Raw genomic sequence first — 19589 nt, 5'->3', positions numbered from 1 at the left:
TCGCCTCCCGCCACATGCTCACGGCCTGCTCATCGCGTTCGGCGAACCGTCGGGCGGGAATCTGCGGGCTGGAGCCGAGCCGGTGCATGGGCGCCCGAGAAACTGTAGGAGACGTGAAACTTCCTGCCGATCAGAGTGGCGCCCCTTGATGCGGTCCACACCTGGTCCTCCACCCAGCCATACGCCGCCGGGCCCTGCTCCAGGTACGCGGCAGCTTCTCCAGACACCGCGGGGACAGACGGCACCGCAACCCGCTCGGACCGCGGGAGGCCAGAGCCTGCACACCACCGTCCCGCCACAGCTGATGCCACCAATATGCCGACTTCACGCTCACCCGAAGCCGCCGTGCGACTTCCAACGGCTTGATCTGCTGCTCGAACAGCTCAGCCGCCTGCACCCGAACGGTCTCCCGGCGCCGACGTCCCGTTGGAGTCAGGCCGCCCCCATCCGCATATTTCACCACCACGGATACAACCACCCACCCACACTCATCAGCGACTTCGCAAAGATTCACCTCAAAGAGCTGAAGTCAGTACACCATCCATGCCAGCAGAGTCGTGTCCTTCCCACGGAGAGGACGCTCAAGTATCGAACGCTGTCCAGCGAGCCGAGCCGCTTTTCCACCATACGGATACGGCTGGGGAGGCGCTGGCCGGTGCTAGCCCGTAGCTGGCGAAGATTCGATTCACCTCGTCGGGGGTGCGGCGGATGTAGTAGCCGTGGGATCCGTGCGCTCGCGCAGGTTGTTGAGCTTCGGCGACGACGATGCGGGATGCAGCGAGTAGGGAGCCAAGCTGCTCTTCGGGGTTGGGGATGTGGTCGAGGGTGTCGATGATCCACAACGCTTCGGGGGCAGGACCGCCGAGAGGGGCGCCGGGTTGGTGGACGACGTCCGGGATTTCGGCGCGGCGCTGTCGCCAGCGGGCGAACTGGGTGGATGGACTGTCGTAGTCGATGGGGGTGACGGCGTGGCCGAGGGCGGTGAGGGCGAGGGTATCGCTGCCGATGCCGCTGCCGACCTCGGTGATGTTCTTAATCTTGTGCTGTGCGAGAAGGAGGGAGGCCTCGGCCACGTAGGGGGGTCGGTTTCCGCTGGCGTGCCAGACCACGAGGTTGTAGAGATAGGCCTCGCTCTTCCGGAAGAAGGCGGTTCGATCGTCGGTTGTCGGGCCGGTGGTGTTCCAGGTGGCGGCGAGTTCACGGCTGGAGTCGCGCGCGGGGGTGTACGGCTGGCCCGTCTCCTCCAAGTAGGTGCGTAGCTCGGCAAGGAGAACGGAGTCGGCGGCCCGATCCCAGCGGTAGGCGTTCCAGGCGCTCCAGCATTCGGTGCAGATGTCGAGGTGGTCGCGGACGGCGCGACGCTCCGCGGGCTCAAGCCGGCGTACGAGGTAGTCCTCGAAGCAGGTTCGTGTCGCGGTGCAGGCTCCCTTCACCGGGCCTCTCCCGCGTGTGCGGGGACGAGTTTGCCGCCGGTCAGGGTCAGGACGGTCATCCCGGCCCGGTGGCCGGCTGTGATTCCGTCGTCGGCGTCGTCTACCGCCAGGCACTGGACCGGTGGGATGCCGAGCCTGCGGGCCGCTTCAAGGTAGAGGTCGGGGGCGGGCTTTCCGCGGGGTGCGTCTTCGCGGACGACCACGGTGTCGAAGAAGCTCCGGAGGCGTAGGGCGTCGAGGGCGGGGTGGACGAGGGCGCTGCTGGCGCCGGAGGCGATGGCGCAGAGCAGCCCGGCGTTCCGGGCGGCGTGCAGGAGCGACAGGGTGGCCGGGATGGCGCGCAGGGTGTGGAGGGAGGCGAGGAGGCGGCGGCGCGAAGCGGCGATGATCTGGTGGTGGGGCAGGGCCCCGGCTCCGGGAAGCTGCGCCAGGAGGTCGTGAATGGACCGCCCTACGTGCTGCTGGTACCAGGCGGGATCGAGCGCGATGCCGTAGGGCGCGAGGGCTTCACGAAGGGCACGCTCGTTGTTTCCGGTCGTGTCCGCGAGGGTGCCGTCGTAGTCGAGGATGAGCGCTCTGGTGCCCGGCGGGATCAGCGGATGCGGGGGCGCGGGGGCTGGGTGCACGGTGGGATGGCCCTTTCTGGTCGGAGCGCGTGCGGCCGGTCTGAGACGGGTGAACGGGGGGCTCTGTGAGGCGAGTTCGGCGCGTGGGGTGGGATGGGTGTGGCAGGCTCGGGTCCGCGAACGACTTCGAGGGGTTTGAGATGATCAAGCACGGTACTGCGTCCACTTTCGTCTTCGCGGTGGTGGACGGGGGGTGGAAGCTCGGCCTGATCGAGCACCCGCGGCTGGGGATGGCGATGATCCCGGGTGGTCATGTCGAGGATGACGAGACCGCGGCGCATGCTGCGTGGCGTGAGGTCCGCGAGGAGGCCGGCCTTGTCGTACGGCCCGTTGCTCCGCCGGCCGCCCGGATGCCCCGCGGGTACCCGCATCCGGTGATGGACCAACCCTGGTGGATTTCCGAGCTGCGGGTCCCGCGGGACAACCACCTGGCCGAGGACCACGTCCACGTCGACCACGTGTTCGTGGCCGTGGCCGACAGCACCGAGCTGGTCGTCGCCCCAGAGCACCCGTTCACGTGGATGACCGAGGAGGAAGTCGTAGGGTGCGGCTCGGTCTTCGAGGACACGAAGATCCTCGCCAAGGAGCTGTTCGCCCAGATCGATGAGCTGGCCGGCCTGCCGGTCTCCTGACGGTCACGCCCCGGCCCGCGAGGCTGTGGTGCAGCTGGCGGCGCAGGCCTGCGGCGGGTCCTGCCAGGGCTCGGCCAGGCAGCTGAGGGGACGGTGGGCTTCACGGATCCAGGTGCCGATGAGACCGACGGCGTCCTCCTCGCCGACCTCGCGCCGGTCCATGACGCGGTAGCGGTCCGGGTCGGTGGCGGCCAGCCGCTCGTAGAGCAGGCAGGCCGAGTGCTGGAGTTGCAGTTGGTCGGAGGTGTAGGCCCGCTGGTCGCGTTTCTGGGCGCGGGCAATGGCTGCCGGGGCATCGTCGGTGACCAGGATGGTCAGGTCGGGCAGCGCGCGGAACGCGGCCGCCAGCCCGAGGAGCGCGACGGCTTCGTCCAGTGCCGCGTCGGGGTCGTCGGGATGCGTGAGCAGGGCCTGGTAGACGGCGGTGGTGTCCAGGCTGCGGCCTTCGACCACGGCTCGGCCCGAGGCGAGGTCGGGCCGGATGGTGTCCAGGTCGTGGCTCTTGATCGCGAACAGCAGCAGGGCCTCGGCCGCGGGCGTGCCGCTGCGCAGGAACGGGTCGCGGCCGCTGGCGTCCAGCAGGGCGGTCAGGAGCGCGCCGCCGAGGCCGGCGCGGCCGTGCGCGCGCTCGGAGAACTCGTCGAGGAGCAGCGGCCGCTGGTGGGCGGGCATGCTGTCCACGGCCCGGTTGGTGAGGTAGGTCTTGCCGACGCCGTTGATGCCCTCGCCGGAGATCAGCGGTCCGCGGGTGCAGGCGCCGGGGATGGTGTGGTCCGGTGACATGCGGTGGTCCCCTTCTCGTGCGGGTGAGCCGAGCTAGAACAGGGAGTTCTGGGTGGGCTCGTTGGCCTTCGCGCGGCGCCCGGCGGCGGCCTGGAGGCCTTGGAGGGTTGTGAGAGTTCCTGGGGCGTCGGTGAGCAGCCGGGTGAACAGGGAGGCGGTGACGCGGACGTCGGCCATCGCCCGGTGGCGGTCGGTGGGTCTGGCGATGGCGTAGTGGGCGAGGAGGGTGTCGAGCTGGTAGTTGGCCAGGCCGGGCAGGGTCCGTTTCGCCAGGGGGATGGTGTCGAGGAGGTCGGTCGCGGCGAGGGTCGGGCAGCTCTGGCGGGCGTGGTAGATCATGTTGCCCTCGGTGCTGGCGTGGTGGGCCACCAGCAGGTACGGGCCGTCGGTCAGGAGAGCGTCCAGGGCTGCGAGCGCCTCGGCGGCCGAGGGGGCGCCTTCGAGCATCGCGGGGGTGATGCCGGTCTGCTGGGTGTCGAAGGGCGTCAGCGGCGCGAAGTCCGGCGGCGCCATGAGCGACTCGAACTCTCCGACCCGCGTCCACTGCCCGGCGCGCCGGCGCAGCGCCAGGGCGGCGACCTCGATCGGCTGCGGCGGGTGGCCGGCGGGTGTGGTTCCTTCGAAGTCGATCACGACGAAGGTTGTGTCCCCCAGTGCGGGGTCCTCGGTCAGGGCTGCCATGTGGCCGACTCCTTGACGATGGTGGCGGCGTACCGGTCGATCACCGCTTCGTCGTCGCGTTCGGTAAGCACGACGGCGAGGGTGTGATCGAGGATGCGGGCGGCGCCGAGGCACAGCGGCCGCTGCGGACTGTAGAACTGCGGCCGGCTGTCGCAGGGCACGAGGCGGAAGCTGCCGGTGGAGTTCGGCACGCCGAGGCGGGCCAGGTGCTCGGCGAAGGCCCGCGGCCGGGGCAGGCCCACGTGCAGGAGCGGCGCGTAGTGGTTCCACTGCTCGTCCGGGGCCGGGCGCAGGGCGTGCAGGCCGGGGACGCCGTCCAGGAAGCGGGTCAGGCGGCGGGTCTGCTCGCGGCGGAGCTCCAGCAGTGCGGGGAGCCGCTGGAGGTTGGCTGTTCCGAGGGCGGCGAGGGGTTCGGCGAGGCGTGCGTTCGTTGCGATCCGGGTCAGGGGTGCGCTTCCGGCCGGGGGCTGCTGCCAGTGGCTGCGGTGGGCGCGGGCGTGGGCGGCGAGCGATCCGTCGGGGGTCAGCATGAAGCCGCCTTCGCCGGTCCACAGGATCTTGCCGTCCTTGGTGCTGAAGCATCCGGCCGTGCCAGCGGTGCCGGCCCGGACGCCGGCCCGGGAGGTGCCGATGGCCTGGGCTGCGTCCTCGATGACCGTCAGGCCGTGGTGCGCGGCGAAGTCCCACAGGCGGGCCGGATCTCCCATGCGGCCCCATAGGTGCACGGGGATGATCGCCTTGGTGCGCGGGGTGATCTTGGCGTGGGCGTCCTCGTAGTCCAGTTCCAGGGTGTCGGGGTCGGTGTCGATGAACACCGGGGTCGCGCCGCGGGCGACGATCGGGGCCGCGGTCATGATCACGGTCAGGGCGGGGAGAAGCACCTCGTCGCCTGGGCCGACGCCTACGGCGGCCAGTGCGGTGTCCAGGGCGGCCGTTCCGGAGGACACCGCGACGGCGTGCGGGCTGTCGAGGGCGGCGGTGAGCCTGTGCTCGAACACGGCCCCGCACAGGGCGGCGGCCGGGTCGGGCATTGCGGCCAGCGCGCTGGCCATCGCGGGCAGGAGCAGGCCTACCGGGTCGGAGGGAGCGGGGAAGGTCATCAGGCGGTCTCCGGGTCCAGGAGGCGGGGCATGCCCAGCGCGAGCGGCCACATGTTCACGCAGTCGCGGCTGAAGTGGGAGCAGTCGGTGCAGGCCGGGCGTCCGTCGAACAGGGTGCGGGCATCCGCCCCGGCGATCGTTCGGCGCTGACTGGGGGCGGTGGCTGCGATGCGGCGGTCGGAGGGGCAGTCCCACAGGGAGCCGTCCGGCTGGATGAAGAAGAGCTGCGCCCCGCCGAAGCAGTCCGTGACGTGCCCGGATGCGTGGGTGGAGATCGCGGCGACGAAGCGGCGCATGTAGTCCTGGTCGGGGATGGCCAGGCCGAGCGGGTCGTCCGCGAGACGGCCGAGTTGCTCGGCGACTGCGCCCGCATCGGCGACGGTGTGGGTCAGCTCCGTGAAGAGCTTGTGGGTGGGGGCGAGGGAGATCGGCTGGGGCACGTAGTAATCGACGCCGAGGTCTGCTCCCAGGCGGGCGACGTCGGTGATCTCGTGCGGGCCGTGGCGCATGACGACGGTGTAGATCCCGACGCGGGGCCGGGCCTGCTGGCCGCGGGCGCGGAGCAGGGTACGGATGCCGTCCAGGACGTCCGAGTGGCCGAAGCGGCCGGAGCGTGAGGGGCGCAGGCGGTCGTTGGTGGCCGGGTCGGCGCTGTCGAGGGACACCGAGACCCCGTCGACGCCGAGGACCACGATCCGTTCGGCGATGCCCGGCCGGGTGAGCGGTACGCCGTTGGTCGCGATGACGACCTCGCAGCCGGCGGACTTGATGGTCGCGATGAGGTCCAGGGCGCCGGGCCAGTCCAGCGGCTCGCCCCCGGCGATGACGACCCGCGCTACTGGGGAGTCGGCCAGGGTGCGCGCGAAGGCCGTCATGGCCTCGGCCGGAAGGTCGTTGCGGGAGATGTGCGACAGGACGCCTGGCAGGGAGGGCAGGTTCGCCCGGTGCTCCTCCACGGTGCCGAAGTAGCAGTGCCGGCAGGCGAAGGCGCACGGCGAGCGCAGGCCCCACAACAGGGTGATGTCACGGGGCATGGGCGGCCTCCCGCCGGGCGAGCAGCTGCTGTACGGCCTCGTGCAGTGCGCCGGCGCTCTGCGCCGGGTGGTGGCCGGTCACGTCCAGCACGGTGAACCGCCCCGGATCGGCCGCGGCCACGTCCCGGTACAGCCGGTCGGCCTGGTCGATCACCGCCAGGTCCCGTGGGGCGAGGGTGCGGCCGGTCCGGGCCGCGAACCGGGCCGTGGCGGCGGCCCGGTCCCCGACCATGAGCACGGTGGCGTCCGGCAGGGGCCGCCACCGGGCGGCCGCGGCAAGGATCCGCCCGGCCACCGCCTGCGGCTGGGTGCCCGCGTGCCCTGCGGCCAGGATCGCCGCCTGGTAGACGGCCACGCTGTCCACGCCCCGGTCCTCCAGGACGAAGTCGACTCCGACGAGCCGACGGCTCTCCAGCCGCTCGTACTCGCGGACCTTCAGCGCGAGGAGCGCGAGGGTCTCCGCGACCGGGTGGCCGGTGCGCAGGAAGGCGTCACCTCCGGTGGCCAGGGCGGCGATCACCTGGCCGGGCAGGCTGTCGGCTGCCTGGTCGGTGAGCTCGGCCAGGGATAAGCACCGCGCCCCGCAGGCCGCGGCGAGGGCCTGCACCGCCGAGGTCTTCCCGATGCCGTTGATCCCCTCGACGCTCACCCACAGCGGCCGGCCTGCGCCCTGGTCTCCCGGGCGGGGCCGGGGAACTGTCGCGTTGCTCATGCGGGCCTCCGGCAGACGTAGAGCAGCTCGGTCGCCACGCGCGGCACGGCCGCGGCCGACACCGTGTCCAGCAGGGCCTTCGGCACGCGGGCTGCCAGGTGCCGGTACAGGTCGGCGGCATCCGCCCCGTACTGCTCCTTCAGTTCCGCGGCCACCTCGGCCTGGCTCGGGGGCAGCAGCCCGATGACGTCCTCCACGACCAGGCCCGCGTTCCCGATCACCTGCTGGACTTCCTCCCTCGACCACTCGTAGACGTGGACGCGGTACTGCAACGGCCGGGGCGGCGGCCCGACGGCGGCCGGCGTGGACAGGTACAGCACGCCGCCGGGAGCGAGCGCCGCGGCCGTGCTGTGCAGGCTCCGCGCGCCGAGCTCGAACGGCAGGTGTTCCAGGGCGGAGGTGTAGATCGCCACGTCGAACGGCGGCAGCTGCGGCCAGGGCTCGGCGACGTCGCACTGGACCAGCTCGACGGGGAACGGGGTGCCGTACTCCTCCCGGAGCGAGCCGATGCGCGTCCGGGCCTCGGCGAGGTTGTCGGGGCTGATGTCCAGCCCCACGTAGCGGGCGATCCCGGGCGCGTACCGGTACAGGAGCGGCAGGGCCAGGCCCCGGCCGCAGCACACGTCCAGCACCCGGGCCCCCGCCTGGCAGGCTTCTGCCGCTATCAGGTGCTGGAGCAGGTTCATCAGCCCGGACGGCTTCGCCTCACCGCGGGCGAGCGCGCTGTAGAAGTCGTCCATCTGGTTGGTGCTGTAGGGCCCGATCATCGGTGTGCCGGGCCGGGTCCGGAACTGCTCGGACAGTTCAGCGCTCATGTTGTCCCTCCCAGGGGAAGATCACCCATCCGCGGGTGAGCAGGCCGATGCAGGTCACGACGGACTCCGGAGGCGAAGGGTCCGTCCAGTTGTCTTCGTTCACCACGCACACCGCGCTGCGGACCCGTGCCGCGCCGGCGTCCAGGGCGAGCAGGACGGCGGCGACGAGTGTGTGGCCGGTGCCGGCCACGTCGTCCACGACCAGCACGTCCCGTCCGGTCAGGTCGCCGAGGGACGCGGGGTTCACCGCGACCGGCCGCGGCGACTTGGCCGCGTTGACGGTGTCGTCGGCGGTGCGGGTCACCTCCACGGCGCGCACGTCGCGTACCCCGAGCCGGTGGGCGAGCCAGACCGCGGGGATGCCCCCGCCTCTCACCACGGCAACCAGGGTCTGCGGAGCCCCGTCGCGGAGGATGCCGTCGGCCAGCCGGCCCACCTGCGACTCGATGTCGAGCCAGGTCAGGCGTGTGATGTCCGGTTCATCGGCCACGCTCGTCCCCCCAGATCAGGCAATGCAGCCGAGGGCTGAGATTCCAGCCGTGGCGCAGCGCGGGCTCGGCGAGGGCTCTCATTCCGGCGATGACCTCGTCGGCTGCGGTGGCCTGCGGCATGACCCAGACCGGCGTCAGTCCGTGCGCTTCCTGCAACTCGACGAGTTCGGGCACGTCTTCGGGCCCGTCCAGAACGACCTTGAACACGGCCCGGCCTGTGGCCAGGAAGGCCTTCAGCACCTCGGGCCGGATCCGGCGTGCGGTGCTCATGCCCATGTGGGCCAGCTTGGGCGAGACCACGTACAGGTGGATGAACCGGTCGAGCTCCGGCACCGGCGCCACCGTGCCGTTCGTCTCGACCTCCACCCGGCGGCCGGCCGCGACCAGACGCTCGGCCAGCAGCGCGAGGCGGGCCTGCTGCAGCAGCGGTTCCCCGCCGGTGACGACCACGAGCGACGCGTCCAGGGCCAGCACGGCCTGCGCCACGTCGGCTAGGGCGACGAGTTGCGTCTCCTCCGACCGGACGTAGTTCTTCCAGTCCCAGGAGTGCTTCGTGTCGCAGGGGCCGCACGCCAGGTTGCAGTCGCCGAGCCGGACGAAGACCGCGCGCTCACCGGCCGACGGGCCTTCTCCCTGGATGGTGGGCCCGAACAGCTCGCACAGCACCAGGTCGGCGCCCGCATGGGACACAGGGGAGCCGGTGGCCGTCGTCATGCGCACGCCTGACGGTCCGGGACGTATTCGGCCCAGGTCGCGTCCGTCTCTGAGACCCGGACGGCCTCCAGCCGGCCGTCGATGACCGGCTCCAGGTGGGCGATGAACCAATCGGCGAGGTGGTGAGCGATCCGTTCGCTCGTCGGCGGAAAGTCGAAGACCTCGTTCAGGTCTTGGTGGTCCATCTGCTGCTTGGCGTACTGGCCGAAGGGCTTGAGGTCGCCGAAGTCCGTGACGAATCCCGGCTCGGTGAGCTGTCGGCTCACGACGACGACTTCGACCGTGTAGTTGTGCCCGTGCGGTCTGGCGCACTTGTGCCCCTGCGGGAGCCCTTGCAGGTGATGGCCGGCGCTGAACGGTCCGAACGTCTTGCGAATGCGGTACACGTCTTGCCTCCTGGAAGCGATTCGTCGGATGGTCCGGGTCCTGCCGCGCAGTCGAGGAGACCGCCCGGCGCCGCGGGCGGTGTGCGGTGACGTTAACCAGCCGCCGTTCACCGCGGCCGGGTAATGCGCCGCAGGGCGAGATAGCCCTGGAGATCGGCCGGAACCGTACGCGTCCCGGCTCATACGGTTTGCGCCGGTTCGGCAGGAGTCTGGCGCCGGGGCCCGGCGAGCCCGAGTTGGTAGGCGCGGGTCACCGCCTGGGCCGGCGTTTCACCGCCGAGGGCGACGATGAGGCCACGCAGGTCATGCCGGACGCCGTTGATGTGGCGGTAGGTCTTCCGGGCCATCTGCACCGTGGAGAGCCCGGCGATCAACAGCGGCAGCAGCTCCCGCTCCCCGTCCGTCAGCACCACCTCGGTACCCTCGGAGTCGGGGATCTCCAGCACCTGGGCGTCGTACGCCGCGGCGACCAGGACGGGATGCACTGCCGAGCAGCCGAGCTTGCGCGCGGCGTCGTTGCAGTAACTCTTCGCCGTGCTCAGAGTGATGCCGAGCTTCTCAGCCGCTGACCTGAGCGAGCCGCCCTCAGCCAGCTCCTGGACGACCTGCCCCTCACGGCGGGTCAGGCGGACCGCCTTCATCGCGCCACCCGCCCACAGCTGTCGGTGGAGCGCACGAACGCGGTGATGGCCGCTTCGTGGTACCCAAAGAACTCGCCACGCACCCGGTCGTCGTACGAGTCGGGCTGCGCGTCCCCCCACTGAACACCGTGGCAGGTGTCGGGGAAGGAGGACCAGCGCAGACGTACGTTGGGGAACCCGTAGCGGCCGGCCAGAAGGTCGCGGACGGCAAGGCCGATGGTCACGTCGGAAGCGGCGAAGTAGCCTCCGCGCCGCGGGCCGCCGACTGCAACGGCCAGCAGCGGAGCGCGGAAGACCATGATGGCTACGCTGTGGTCGAGCACGGTCGGATTCGCGAGCAGCCCTCGGTAGTGATCGAAGTCGTACGCTTCGTGGGCCGGCGCCAGCGTTACGGTCATCGGTGGTAGGAGGAGGCTCATCACGCTACGGCCCCCGTGAGGGGCCGGTGGGGGGCGATGATCCGCCCGTCGGGAAGCAGCTCACCGGTGTCCTCGAAGAGCAGGACGCCGTTGCAGAGCAGGCTCCACCCCTGTTCCGGCCAGGAGGCCAAGGGGTGTGCGGCCTCCCGGTCGGAGGCATCCGCGGCCGGGCAGTGCGGCTTGTGCTTGCACATGATGTTCCTCTGCTTGGGACGGCCCTCCGCCGGCAGCCGAGGGGGAAGGGCTACCGACGGAGGGCGATTGGAGCCCGCGCCCGGCCGCCTACGAACCTCGCCGGCGGGGAGGCGCGGGAGATCAGGGGGACGAGTCCGAGTCCGCCGGGAAGGGCGCCAGGAGCTCAAGCAGCGCCAGGGCGGTCAGCGCCATTCGCCGGAGGTGCACCCGGATGCCCATGTAGTCCCCGGGCACATCCACGTCGAGAAGTGCGCGAGCCCGTGCGACGGGTTCGGTGAAGTCGTCCTGCTCGGGGGCGACGGCGAGGAGCCTCATGAGGTAGCCGCGCATCCGGAGGCTGAGGTCGGAGATCTCGTCGTCGTCCGGGATATAGCCCTGGCCGAGGATGTCTTCGAGCGCGTCGAAGATCGAGTCCACGACGGTGGGGGTCCGCACCGGCCGCAGCGCTTCGAGAACGCGGAGGACGGTCGTCTCGCTGGCGCCGAAGACATCCGTCCGGCTCGCCGCGGCCCTGCGGGATAACTGAGCTGGGGACGGTTGCCGCACCAGGTTCGTACGCGTCCCTCGGCGACGGAAGAGACTGATCAGGCTCACTGTCCCTCCGGCGTACCGTGATCGCGGCGAAGGAGGCACCAAACCCGGGCACCGTCCTCTGTGACTCCCCAGGCGTCAGCCAGGCCGTCCACGAGGAACAGGCCCCGGCCGCCCTGCGCGAGCGGCTCGTCGGCGTACCGTCGAGGAATCCACGGGCTACCGTCGTCCACCTCGATGCAGAAGTCCGCCGCGGTGACGTACAGCCGTACGTCGACCACCTCGCCCGCGCCGTGCTGGAATGCGTTCGTGACGAGCTCGGACACCAGAACGCGTGCCGCGTCCGCGAGGTCGTCGAGCTTCCAGAGCCGCAGGTAGGCCGTCGCGATGCGGCGCATCTGCCCCGGACGCTGTATGTCCTGCTCGGACCGGAGGAGGCTGATGTCGGCCCCGGCGATGATCGGCCCGCGGACGGGACTATCGGCCGCGTGTGAGTGCTCGTACAGAAGTGGTGCGGCGATCGACATGGCGCAGTCCTCCGTACGGACGGGGAAGCGGGCGGCTGCGGCAGCAATCTCTTTCTCCGCGCAGCGTCAAAGAGTTGACCGAGAGTCATGAATGATCATGAAATGACACTCCGTCAAAAGTGTTGCTATGCGAGGATGCCTCTTTGGAACCTGGGTGCGCAACCACGTCACCTCGAATTGCATAAACCGAATCTTCGTTCCCGTCGACGGGTGCAACCCGGGGAGGGCACAATGCAACCCGCGGGACCCAACTGCGCACCCGCAGGTGGCAGATCGTCACCCGAAGGGAGAACGAGCGGATGCCGAACCAGAGGGCCAAGCCAACGCTCCGCAGACGCCGACTTGGCAGCCTTCTCGCCGACTGTCGTGACAAGGCCGGGCTGAGTGGGGAAGAGGCGGCGGCCAGGATGGGCTGGCACCACACCAAGCTCTCGAAGATGGAGAACGCCAGAGCGGGCGTGACCCCGAAGGACATCGACCTCCTGATGTCCACCTACGGGGTCACGGACGCAGACCTGATCTCCGCTCTCCAAGGGCTGGCCAGGGATGCGGGGAAGCAGGGGTGGTGGGCAACCTACGGCGATGTCGTTGCCAACCCGTACCGGGACTACCTCTCCCTGGAGAGCGACGCTGTCGGCATCCGCTTCTACGGCGGGCACCTGGTACCGGGCCTGCTACAGCGTCCGGGGTACGCCAAAGCCATCATCACGGGCACCGCCATGCCGCCCAGAACACCCCAGGAGGTGCAGGCGCTGGTCGACGTACGAATGGCCCGCCAGGCCGTACTTTCCCGCACGGACCGTCCGCCACTCAAGCTGCGCACCGTCATCCACGAGTCCGTTCTCCAGCAGGAGGAGGGCGACCTGTCGATCATGCTCGACCAGCTCAACCACCTGCTCTACATGTCCGAACGGCCCAACATCACGCTCCAAGTCATGCCGATGTCTGCTGGCGCCCACCCCGGCTTGCTCGGGCTGTTCAGCGTGGTGGACTTCGAGAGGCCGTGGCCCACCGTCGTGCAGCTGGAGAACATCCTCGGCGGCACGTTCGTGGAGGGCACCGAGGCTGTCCAGCAATTCGATGACGCCTTCGAGGCGATCGTCGCAGATGCCCTTTCCGTGGATGCCTCCCGGAAAGCGATCATGAACCGCATAGAGGAGATTCGGCGATGAGCCCCAGCCCGACCCGCACCACGACCTTCAACGGCGTGGCGCTGCCCCACGCCCAGTGGCGGAAGTCGTCCCGCAGCGGCGGCAACGACAACTGCGTGGAGATCGCCGACTTCCGCGCGACCAAGCACGCCGGCGTCGCCATCAGGGACTCGAAAGTTCTGGAGGGCCCGGCGTTGCTGTTGTCCCCGGCCACGTTCCTGACCTTCGTACAGCACGCTGCGCACACTCACGCCTCGGCCTGAGCCTCCAGCATGACGATGCCTGGCTCCCCCAGCCCGTAGCAGGGGGAGCCAGGCTTTCCGTACACCCGTACCCAGGCGGCTTGCCTGATACCCGCATTTCGTCATCGGGCTTGCTCGCCACCGTCCCGGGTCCACTCCTTGACCACGCTACCGGGGCTCGTCCTGTCGTCGCGCAGCTGGATACGTGCGGTCGGATGGCTGCCGTACAGGCCGACCCAGTTCACGTAGCACCGCTAGGCGGAAGAGCGAGTCTCCCACTCCCCGGTGACCGCAGGGCCGCCTTCCACGAACCGGAGCACCACTCGGAAGCCCGTCACGGGGCCCCGTCCGCGGTCTCGGCTGGTGCCGGAGGTACCGGCGCGGCGGATGCCCGTGCGCCCGCCACGGCCGCCCGTGCAGGGCCGCCGTACAGCGGCACGTCCGAGAGCGGGTCGCGGGTGCCGAGCCCGTGCTGTCGGCCGTACACGGTGTCGGCGGTGTGGGAGCCGGGCGCCCACCGGCCGGCGACATTCCGCTCGGCGAGGGAGACCCCGGCCGCGATCATGTCGGTGTTGGCGCCGGCCCGCCAGCCGTGGCTCGTCACCTTCTTCCCGTCGATGTACGGGACGCCGGCGCGCTCCGCGAGCTCCTGGAGCCGATCGTCCAGGGACCCGGGGCGCATGCGGACTCCCCGCTCGCGTTTCGCAGGGTACTTCCGCAGCGCGCCCTTGAGTGTGAGCGCACGGAAGACCGGCAGGTGCGGGGCGTCCGCGCCGAGTTCGCGCAGCACGGTGAACCAGGCGCGAGCCCGGCGCACGAGCTGGAGGTCTTCCCGGTCCTTGATCCAGTTGCCCGCGCCCTTGCCGGCCTGGTCCGTCTTCGAGGTGGCGGTGACGACGTACAGGCCGGTGTCGTGGATCCGGATGCGGCCGTTGAGTAGGTCGGTGAGTTCGGACTCCCGGCGGAGGTTGCAGTAGGCCAGGGCGGCCAGAAAGGCGTCGCGTTTGCCGATGTTGGTGGACTCGTCGATCTTTTCGATGATGCGCACGTTGTACTCGATCGTGACGGCTGGGGCCCGCCTGACCTCCCCGCCGGCCTGGGCCCACTCCTTCTTCCAGACGCGCAGGCGCCCCTTGAACCGGCTCGGGTCCGGCCGGAGATCGACCGGCTGCCAGTTCCAGATCCGGGACATGTACTGGCCGACGCTGTCCGGCTTGAACTCGCCCGCCTTGCCCCGGCGGATCAGGTGCAGGCCGTAGGAGGTGTAGGTCGCGGTCGTGCACGGCCACGCGACCCGCGGCGGCGTCTGGGCTGCGCACCACGCCTCGAAGGCCCCGGTGGTGGAGTTGCGGTTGGCGATGGTGTTCTCGGCGAGGTCGGGCTCGGCCAGGTCGGCGATGTCCTCGGCGGACAGCCGGAAGTCCTGATCGTTCCAGGCGGGGCGCTGGTCGGCCCGCGGCGGGAGCTCCCCAGGGCCGAGCATCGTGTGCTGCGTGACGAGGTACCGCGGGCCTTGCTCGGCGGCCGCCGGCCGTACGACGATGTCGCCTTCGACCAGCTCGGCGTCGCAGACTTCCACGTCCGTGCTCACGGCGCCTCCGGGGTCCGTACGGGGTGGTCGAGGTGCTCGTGGAACGGCTCGGCGAACTGCCGCACGATGGCCAGGAGCTGCGGCGGGATGTCGTCGCCCAGGCGCTCGCAGTGGTCGAGCAGCTGTTCCTTCGCGTCCAGGTCCTCCAGGGCGCGGCTGGGCTGATGGCTGAGGATGTGGCGGGCGACCTCCTCGTCGGCCTTGACGCCGCGGCCGGTGAGGACGGAGACGATGAGTCGCCCGTCCGCCTCGATGCCGAAGCGGCGGGCGGCGGGCTCGGTCGGGTCCCACCAGCCGTCGGCGGCCGCCGCGTAGGCCAGACGCTTCTCCTCTGCGATACGGGCGCGTAGAAAGGCCGTCCAGTCTGCGGGCGACGTCACGATTTCGTTCACCTTCTTCTGATTTTCAGTCACTTCAGTCGCTGTCAGCGGGCCGCCTGGCGCCCGCCGGTAAACTAGCGGCGGCCACAACCGCCCGTACGCGGCGCTCCGCGCTGCCGCGGGCGGTGGCATACGGCTCGACGCGCGCGGCGAGCAGCACCAGGGTCTCGTAGAGCACACTGGCCCGGTGGGCCCAGTCCGGGGCGGAGTCGGCGGCCGAGACCGGGGCGGGCGAGCCGTCCAGAGGCAGACCGACCTCGCGCAGGCCGCGGGCGGCATCGTCCAGGGCGAGGCGCAGTGCTGCCGGATCGCACACCGCGTCGAAGCCCGCCGGGGGCGCCGGGTCGGATATCCGACCCGGGCCAGCGGGGCCGCGGACAGGAGCGAGTTCACCCGGGCTCAGGCGGACGTATCCGGAACGGCGCGGCTGGCCAGCCGCCGTGGTGGGGGAGTCGTGCAGCTGCTAGGTTTCGAGTAGGCGTCGGCGACGCCCCTTGCCGTCCTCGCCGACGGTCACGACCCAGACCTTGCCGGTGTTCAGGGCCTCCGGCTCCCGGTTCTCCGCGATGCGGATGATGGCGCCGTCCGAGCCGAGGGGCGGGTTAGCCATGTAGAACTCGTCGCCCTCTTGGACGAGCAGGTGCAGGGTCATGAGGGGAACTCCGGGTGGTGCTTCCAGCGCTTCGCCTCGTTGCGCATCCACTCCAGTTTGCGCACGGCGCCGACGATGTCCCCGTTCTCCACGCACGCCTCGGCGTACCCCATCGCGAAGCCCAAGGACTCGTGGAAGAGGGGAGTCACGACGGGTGTCTCTGCCGCCCGCGCCCTCAAAAAGCTGTGCAGCACGCCGAGTTGAGCGGTCATCTCTGTGTAGGCGTCGGTCCCCGGGCCCTGAGTCAGTGAGACGGGCGGGGGTGCAGGGGGAGCCGTCGTCGGCTCCGGCCGTGCTCCCCGGGGGCTGCGTCCGTGGTTCACCTGTGGTCCCCCTCGGTTTGGTCGGCTCATCAAGTGCCTTCGTTGGCTACGGGTGTTCACGGGCTGGGTGTCAGAAGCGTGCCAGGCGTGCGTCGAGGCAGTCCGGGCAGAGGGACAGGCCGTCCTTGGCTTCGGTGGGAATTCCGCAAACGTCGCAGTAGGCGAGGTTTGCGGGCACGCTTTCTCCCCCGCAGGTGAAGCAGAAATATTCGGCGCGCCGTCCGCTGGCGAATTCCACGTCGGCGACCAGGCTGAACGCCTCACATTCGGGGCAGGGGTGAATCACCCTTCGGGGGTCGCTGAGGGAGATGAATTCCTGCACGAGGTCGACGTACTCGTCGGCTACCCGCTCTCCTGTCTCCTCCGACATCCCGCAGAACTGGCATTCGGCCTTGCCGTTGCACAGCAAGGCGAACTCCTGGCAGGTCGGGCACTGCACCGTCTGGTCCTTGAGCGGCTCCAGCTCGGCGCGCAGGCCGCTCCAGCGGATTTTCAGGTACATGTTGATGTCCGACAGACCCCTGCTGACCTCCCGCATCTCCTCGTGCAGGCGCAGGTGCTGGCTGCTGCCGCGCGGCTTGGACGGCAACAGCTCGTCCCGCACGAACGTGAGGAGGAAGTCGAGCAGATTGGCGGCGAGTTTCTCCACGGCGGGTGCATAGATTGTTTTCCGTGTCTTCGAATCCTTCTCGCCCTCCGTGTATGTGGTAAGGCCGTAATGCTGGAGGGCGTTTCTCCACTTGATCAGGCGCTGCAAGTCGTCTTTGGTCGAGCCCTTTTTCACGACATCGAGCTGTGCAAGCCTCTGCAACCGGTCGAGGGCTTCGATCGAGCCGCAGCTCCTGAAGTCCGCATTGTCGAAACTTTCCCGGGTGGCGGTCTCCGGCTTTTCGAAGACCAGCGACCAGTGTTCGCCTTGCAGGCGCGCCTTGAGCAGCACCTCGGCGGCCGCCGCGAGGTGCAGGATCGCGTACTTGAGGTCCCGGGGAGCGGGGTCGCCCTTCAGGTGCTTGGTGACGCTGATGAGGTAGTCGAGCCCGTTCTCGACCGGACCGAACGCGATCTTGACCGGCTCCCTCCTGCGCCGGGCCGGCTTCCGGGAAGCCGGCACCGGGGACGGGACCGCGGCGCGGCTGCCCTCCGGGACCGCGGGCGCTGGGTCCGGCTGCCCCTCGGCCGCCGACGCCCGGCCGCCCTCGGCGGGCTCGCTCCCGGGCAGCTCGTCCTGCGCGTGATCGGCCATCAGTTCCCCCACAGCTAGGTACCGGTTATTCAAAGGAGAATAGCCGGTAAGGATAACCTAACTATTAGAGCGGGTCCGGCAGTTCGCCCCTGTAAGTGACAACCCTGGGTCAACCCTGGACTCACAGCGCCGCGGCCCGGCATACTCCTTGCATCCCGGGTTGATCCCGGGTTGATTCAAGGGAAGGCCTCTTGTGGAAATCACCATCAAGATCCCGGACCCGGCGCCGCCGGAGATCATCCAGGCGCTTGCCGAGCTCGTCACCCGCATTGGGCCCGGCGCCAGCGTCACCACCGACACGGAATGGACGGTTGACCGGGCCGAGAAGCTGCTCCGTCAGGTCCAGCCCCACACCCGCAACCTCATCGTGGCCGCTGTCGCGGGGGAGGGGTTCGCTGACGGCGGCGCGTTCCGCGAGCAGTACGGGGAGAACTCCCTCAAGGGTCCGTCCCAGTCGATCACGAAGGCCGTCAAGGCCGGCGCCGAACTCGGATACTGGGGTCGGTCCATGACTTCGCCGATCAAGGCGACCACGCCGGACAAGAACGGCTGGTCCAAGACCGGCGGTTACTATCTCGACAAGGACCTGGTCCCGGTCTTCGCTCAGGCCCTCGCGACCGTCCATGAGGGGAACGGCCAGTGACCCGCCAAGCCGCGGACGACGACCTGACGGTCTACGAGTACAAGACCGCGCCGTTCACCTCCGCGGAGCTGGAGGCCATCGCCCGGTACCGCGAGGCCACCGCCGGCGCCCCGGATACCCTCGACGGCTTCGAGCTGGCGCATGTCCACTGGCACGTAAGCGAGTTCGGGTCCACCGAGACGTACCCGGTGATCCTCTCTCTCGCCACAACCCTGGGGAGCTGGTACCTCGCGCTGGACGCCGCGCTCGCCGATCTGCTGACCTGCACCACCGAGTCCACCACGTACAGCACGGCAGCTGCGCGCTTCCTGAAGGCCGAAAGCGAGACCTACCACTGAGCCCGGCAGGACTTCGAGCACACCGTCACGCCCTGGTCCCTCGGGCTGGACACGAGCGCGATGGGGGGCTACCCCCGGCTACCCGCACGCTGAACCTGCCCGGCCAGAGCCTCGAACCCTAGGCTCCTCCGCACCACAGCAAGGGCCGGTCATCAGCGAGACCCGGGGCCTCCAACGCTCCGAAGGGACTGCACCACCATGCAGCACTACACCGAGGACCCCCTGATGGACGGCCCCCGCCGCGACCACCGTCTCCTGCTTGAGCCGGTCGGCGCGACCACGTCCATGCTCGGCACGGGTGCCCTGTTCGCTGCGGACTGCGCGGCAGGGGACTGCATGGACCCCCGCCAGTACGACCGGGACTGCGACTTCGATGGCTTCGACCTGCACATGCAGGTCGCGCAGCAGGGGATACACGAAGCTTCCATCACCCCCTAACGTTAAGGGGTGCCCCTCCACCCGTACTTTCGCGCGGTGTACTGCAATTGTGGACCACGATTTTAGTGGTACCACCCTCCGCCCGGCGGATTCATGTAACGTGATTCGCGTAAGTTCCGGAACATCCGGAAATTGCGGAGACCGCCTCAGAGCGAAGGCCCGCCCGCCATACCGCGCGAACGGGCCCCTCGATCGCCGGCCGGACCTGGCTGTAACAGGTCCGGCCGGCTACCTCACCAGCGCCCGAACCACATCGACGCCGGCTGCGGCCAGTACGACGTACGGCGTGATGTCACGGGCGATCCGGCGAGACCGAACCAGCACCCGCTTCCACCATCGACGTCGCGGCGAACTGCCCGCTCTTTCAATTGGACACACCATCGTGCCCTCTCTGTAGCGGAGCACACCTGTCGCGCACCCCTCGGCGTGGTGCCCGCGCCCGAAAGCCCGGCCCCCACGCCGAGGGGCAGCACGGCAACACGCCGCCACAGAAGATCTGTAGGGTCCACGCTATCGGCCCTGAGGATGCCACGAGGTGAGTTTCAGAGTTCCGCCGAGGAATTCCCGAACTTGCCGTCGAACGGCTTTCGAATTCCGATAGTCCCGCGCAGGCAAAATGCTCAGGCGAGGCAAACCGGGCCCGGAAGAATGAGTGTGACTGCTGGTCATGAACGAAAGCGTAGGGCGGTCATCCCGGGGTCGCTGACCGCTCGCCGGCGCCGCGTTCCCTACGCTCACGCGAGCCTACCGACACCGGCCCGCGGCGTCACCCGAACGGGCGGAAGACTTGCGAGTGGGACCACGGCCAGACATCAGCCGCGTATGGACGGCTGCGAGCGGGCCGTGCCGCTCGCGGACCCGTACGCCG

At 69.7% G+C, this 19589-nt stretch carries 29 protein-coding genes and 1 pseudogene; 6 read left to right on the top strand and 24 right to left on the bottom strand.

Features of this window, described 5'->3' with window-relative positions:
- Positions 1 to 13 precede the first annotated feature (13 nt).
- The 4 genes and pseudogenes from ACFWW8_RS25815 to ACFWW8_RS25800 all read right to left on the bottom strand — a co-directional run.
- Positions 14 to 109, bottom strand: a pseudogene (locus ACFWW8_RS25815) (winged helix-turn-helix domain-containing protein); the annotation flags it as partial.
- Between the two features lie 21 nt (positions 110 to 130).
- Complete coding sequence (locus ACFWW8_RS25810) at positions 131 to 460, bottom strand: helix-turn-helix domain-containing protein (RefSeq protein ID WP_386531775.1); 330 nt, start codon at positions 458 to 460, stop codon at positions 131 to 133.
- Positions 461 to 581: 121 nt separating this feature from the next.
- On the bottom strand, positions 582 to 1433 hold the full coding sequence (locus tag ACFWW8_RS25805; RefSeq protein WP_386531718.1) for a hypothetical protein: 852 nt from the start codon (positions 1431 to 1433) through the stop codon (positions 582 to 584).
- Positions 1430 to 2059: an HAD family hydrolase gene (locus ACFWW8_RS25800; RefSeq protein ID WP_386531716.1), complete on the bottom strand. Its 630-nt coding sequence runs from the start codon at positions 2057 to 2059 to the stop codon at positions 1430 to 1432. The genes ACFWW8_RS25805 and ACFWW8_RS25800 overlap by 4 nt, the downstream gene beginning before the upstream one ends.
- 140 nt (positions 2060 to 2199) lie before the next feature.
- Between ACFWW8_RS25800 and ACFWW8_RS25795 the strand changes: the two genes are divergently transcribed.
- On the top strand, positions 2200 to 2691 hold the full coding sequence (locus tag ACFWW8_RS25795) for an NUDIX domain-containing protein (RefSeq protein WP_386531714.1): 492 nt from the start codon (positions 2200 to 2202) through the stop codon (positions 2689 to 2691).
- A 3-nt stretch (positions 2692 to 2694) separates the two neighbouring features.
- On the opposite strand, the gene ACFWW8_RS25790 is transcribed toward ACFWW8_RS25795, so the two are convergent.
- From ACFWW8_RS25790 to ACFWW8_RS25725, 14 genes are all read right to left on the bottom strand, one after another.
- Positions 2695 to 3474 (bottom strand): thymidylate kinase, encoded by a 780-nt coding sequence (locus ACFWW8_RS25790; protein ID WP_386531713.1) that lies wholly within the window; start codon positions 3472 to 3474, stop codon positions 2695 to 2697.
- 33 nt (positions 3475 to 3507) lie between these two features.
- Positions 3508 to 4155, bottom strand: coding sequence for a PolC-type DNA polymerase III (locus tag ACFWW8_RS25785; RefSeq protein ID WP_386531711.1), 648 nt, complete (start codon positions 4153 to 4155; stop codon positions 3508 to 3510).
- Positions 4143 to 5255: a DegT/DnrJ/EryC1/StrS family aminotransferase gene (locus tag ACFWW8_RS25780; protein WP_386531709.1), complete on the bottom strand. Its 1113-nt coding sequence runs from the start codon at positions 5253 to 5255 to the stop codon at positions 4143 to 4145. Before ACFWW8_RS25780 ends, ACFWW8_RS25785 begins: the two co-directional genes overlap by 13 nt.
- The gene (locus ACFWW8_RS25775) at positions 5255 to 6289 is read right to left on the bottom strand and encodes a radical SAM protein (protein ID WP_386531707.1); all 1035 of its coding nucleotides are present in this window, start codon (positions 6287 to 6289) and stop codon (positions 5255 to 5257) included. Before ACFWW8_RS25775 ends, ACFWW8_RS25780 begins: the two co-directional genes overlap by 1 nt.
- Positions 6279 to 7001: a thymidylate kinase gene (locus tag ACFWW8_RS25770; protein ID WP_386531705.1), complete on the bottom strand. Its 723-nt coding sequence runs from the start codon at positions 6999 to 7001 to the stop codon at positions 6279 to 6281. Before ACFWW8_RS25770 ends, ACFWW8_RS25775 begins: the two co-directional genes overlap by 11 nt.
- A complete protein-coding gene (locus ACFWW8_RS25765; RefSeq protein WP_386531703.1) occupies positions 6998 to 7816 on the bottom strand; it encodes a class I SAM-dependent methyltransferase in 819 nt (272 codons plus the stop codon). Before ACFWW8_RS25765 ends, ACFWW8_RS25770 begins: the two co-directional genes overlap by 4 nt.
- Positions 7806 to 8306, bottom strand: coding sequence for a phosphoribosyltransferase (locus ACFWW8_RS25760; RefSeq protein ID WP_386531702.1), 501 nt, complete (start codon positions 8304 to 8306; stop codon positions 7806 to 7808). The genes ACFWW8_RS25765 and ACFWW8_RS25760 overlap by 11 nt, the downstream gene beginning before the upstream one ends.
- Positions 8296 to 9021, bottom strand: a complete 726-nt coding sequence (locus ACFWW8_RS25755; protein ID WP_386531701.1) for a 7-carboxy-7-deazaguanine synthase QueE — start codon at positions 9019 to 9021, stop codon at positions 8296 to 8298. Before ACFWW8_RS25755 ends, ACFWW8_RS25760 begins: the two co-directional genes overlap by 11 nt.
- Positions 9018 to 9407 carry a 6-pyruvoyl tetrahydropterin synthase family protein gene (locus ACFWW8_RS25750; RefSeq protein WP_386531699.1) on the bottom strand — a complete coding sequence of 130 codons (390 nt, stop codon included), beginning with the start codon at positions 9405 to 9407 and terminating at the stop codon, positions 9018 to 9020. Before ACFWW8_RS25750 ends, ACFWW8_RS25755 begins: the two co-directional genes overlap by 4 nt.
- Before the next feature lie 179 nt (positions 9408 to 9586).
- On the bottom strand, positions 9587 to 10048 hold the full coding sequence (locus ACFWW8_RS25745; protein ID WP_386531697.1) for a LuxR C-terminal-related transcriptional regulator: 462 nt from the start codon (positions 10046 to 10048) through the stop codon (positions 9587 to 9589).
- On the bottom strand, positions 10045 to 10446 hold the full coding sequence (locus ACFWW8_RS25740) for a DUF6302 family protein (RefSeq protein ID WP_386531696.1): 402 nt from the start codon (positions 10444 to 10446) through the stop codon (positions 10045 to 10047). The genes ACFWW8_RS25745 and ACFWW8_RS25740 overlap by 4 nt, the downstream gene beginning before the upstream one ends.
- A 20-nt stretch (positions 10447 to 10466) precedes the next feature.
- Positions 10467 to 10661 carry a DUF5999 family protein gene (locus ACFWW8_RS25735; protein WP_386531694.1) on the bottom strand — a complete coding sequence of 65 codons (195 nt, stop codon included), beginning with the start codon at positions 10659 to 10661 and terminating at the stop codon, positions 10467 to 10469.
- A gap of 121 nt (positions 10662 to 10782) precedes the next feature.
- Positions 10783 to 11097: a DUF6415 family natural product biosynthesis protein gene (locus tag ACFWW8_RS25730; protein ID WP_386531693.1), complete on the bottom strand. Its 315-nt coding sequence runs from the start codon at positions 11095 to 11097 to the stop codon at positions 10783 to 10785.
- 155 nt (positions 11098 to 11252) lie between these two features.
- Positions 11253 to 11720: an ATP-binding protein gene (locus ACFWW8_RS25725; protein ID WP_386531692.1), complete on the bottom strand. Its 468-nt coding sequence runs from the start codon at positions 11718 to 11720 to the stop codon at positions 11253 to 11255.
- A 299-nt stretch (positions 11721 to 12019) separates the two neighbouring features.
- Here ACFWW8_RS25725 and ACFWW8_RS25720 point away from each other — a divergent pair, with 299 nt between their 5' ends.
- Positions 12020 to 12892 (top strand): helix-turn-helix domain-containing protein, encoded by an 873-nt coding sequence (locus tag ACFWW8_RS25720; RefSeq protein WP_386531690.1) that lies wholly within the window; start codon positions 12020 to 12022, stop codon positions 12890 to 12892.
- Entirely contained in the window at positions 12889 to 13134 is a 246-nt protein-coding gene (locus ACFWW8_RS25715) for a DUF397 domain-containing protein (RefSeq protein WP_386531689.1), read from the top strand. The genes ACFWW8_RS25720 and ACFWW8_RS25715 overlap by 4 nt, the downstream gene beginning before the upstream one ends.
- Positions 13135 to 13447: 313 nt before the next feature.
- Here ACFWW8_RS25715 and ACFWW8_RS25710 read toward each other — a convergent pair whose 3' ends face one another.
- The 6 genes from ACFWW8_RS25710 to ACFWW8_RS25685 form a co-directional block, all read right to left on the bottom strand.
- Positions 13448 to 14704, bottom strand: coding sequence for a hypothetical protein (locus tag ACFWW8_RS25710; RefSeq protein ID WP_386531687.1), 1257 nt, complete (start codon positions 14702 to 14704; stop codon positions 13448 to 13450).
- Positions 14701 to 15084 carry a DUF6221 family protein gene (locus tag ACFWW8_RS25705; RefSeq protein ID WP_386531686.1) on the bottom strand — a complete coding sequence of 128 codons (384 nt, stop codon included), beginning with the start codon at positions 15082 to 15084 and terminating at the stop codon, positions 14701 to 14703. Before ACFWW8_RS25705 ends, ACFWW8_RS25710 begins: the two co-directional genes overlap by 4 nt.
- Before the next feature lie 34 nt (positions 15085 to 15118).
- Complete coding sequence (locus tag ACFWW8_RS25700; protein WP_386531685.1) at positions 15119 to 15400, bottom strand: hypothetical protein; 282 nt, start codon at positions 15398 to 15400, stop codon at positions 15119 to 15121.
- Positions 15401 to 15547: 147 nt separating this feature from the next.
- Positions 15548 to 15736 carry a hypothetical protein gene (locus tag ACFWW8_RS25695; RefSeq protein WP_386531683.1) on the bottom strand — a complete coding sequence of 63 codons (189 nt, stop codon included), beginning with the start codon at positions 15734 to 15736 and terminating at the stop codon, positions 15548 to 15550.
- Positions 15733 to 15885, bottom strand: coding sequence for a hypothetical protein (locus tag ACFWW8_RS25690; protein WP_386531681.1), 153 nt, complete (start codon positions 15883 to 15885; stop codon positions 15733 to 15735). The genes ACFWW8_RS25695 and ACFWW8_RS25690 overlap by 4 nt, the downstream gene beginning before the upstream one ends.
- 244 nt (positions 15886 to 16129) lie before the next feature.
- Positions 16130 to 17302, bottom strand: a complete 1173-nt coding sequence (locus ACFWW8_RS25685; protein WP_386531679.1) for a hypothetical protein — start codon at positions 17300 to 17302, stop codon at positions 16130 to 16132.
- Positions 17303 to 17495: 193 nt separating this feature from the next.
- Here ACFWW8_RS25685 and ACFWW8_RS25680 point away from each other — a divergent pair, with 193 nt between their 5' ends.
- The 3 genes from ACFWW8_RS25680 (at position 17496) to ACFWW8_RS25670 (ending at position 18721) form a co-directional block, all read left to right on the top strand.
- A complete protein-coding gene (locus ACFWW8_RS25680) occupies positions 17496 to 17945 on the top strand; it encodes a hypothetical protein (RefSeq protein WP_386531677.1) in 450 nt (149 codons plus the stop codon).
- Entirely contained in the window at positions 17942 to 18283 is a 342-nt protein-coding gene (locus ACFWW8_RS25675) for a hypothetical protein (RefSeq protein WP_386531676.1), read from the top strand. Before ACFWW8_RS25680 ends, ACFWW8_RS25675 begins: the two co-directional genes overlap by 4 nt.
- 198 nt (positions 18284 to 18481) lie before the next feature.
- Positions 18482 to 18721, top strand: a complete 240-nt coding sequence (locus tag ACFWW8_RS25670; RefSeq protein ID WP_386531674.1) for a hypothetical protein — start codon at positions 18482 to 18484, stop codon at positions 18719 to 18721.
- Positions 18722 to 19589 lie beyond the last annotated feature (868 nt).

Source organism: Streptomyces sp. NPDC058701 (genome assembly GCF_042715295.1).
Classification (GTDB): Bacteria; Actinomycetota; Actinomycetes; order Streptomycetales; family Streptomycetaceae; genus Streptomyces.
The sequence above is the reverse complement of the archived record's forward strand: the minus strand, read 5'-3'. Positions and strand labels throughout refer to the sequence as shown.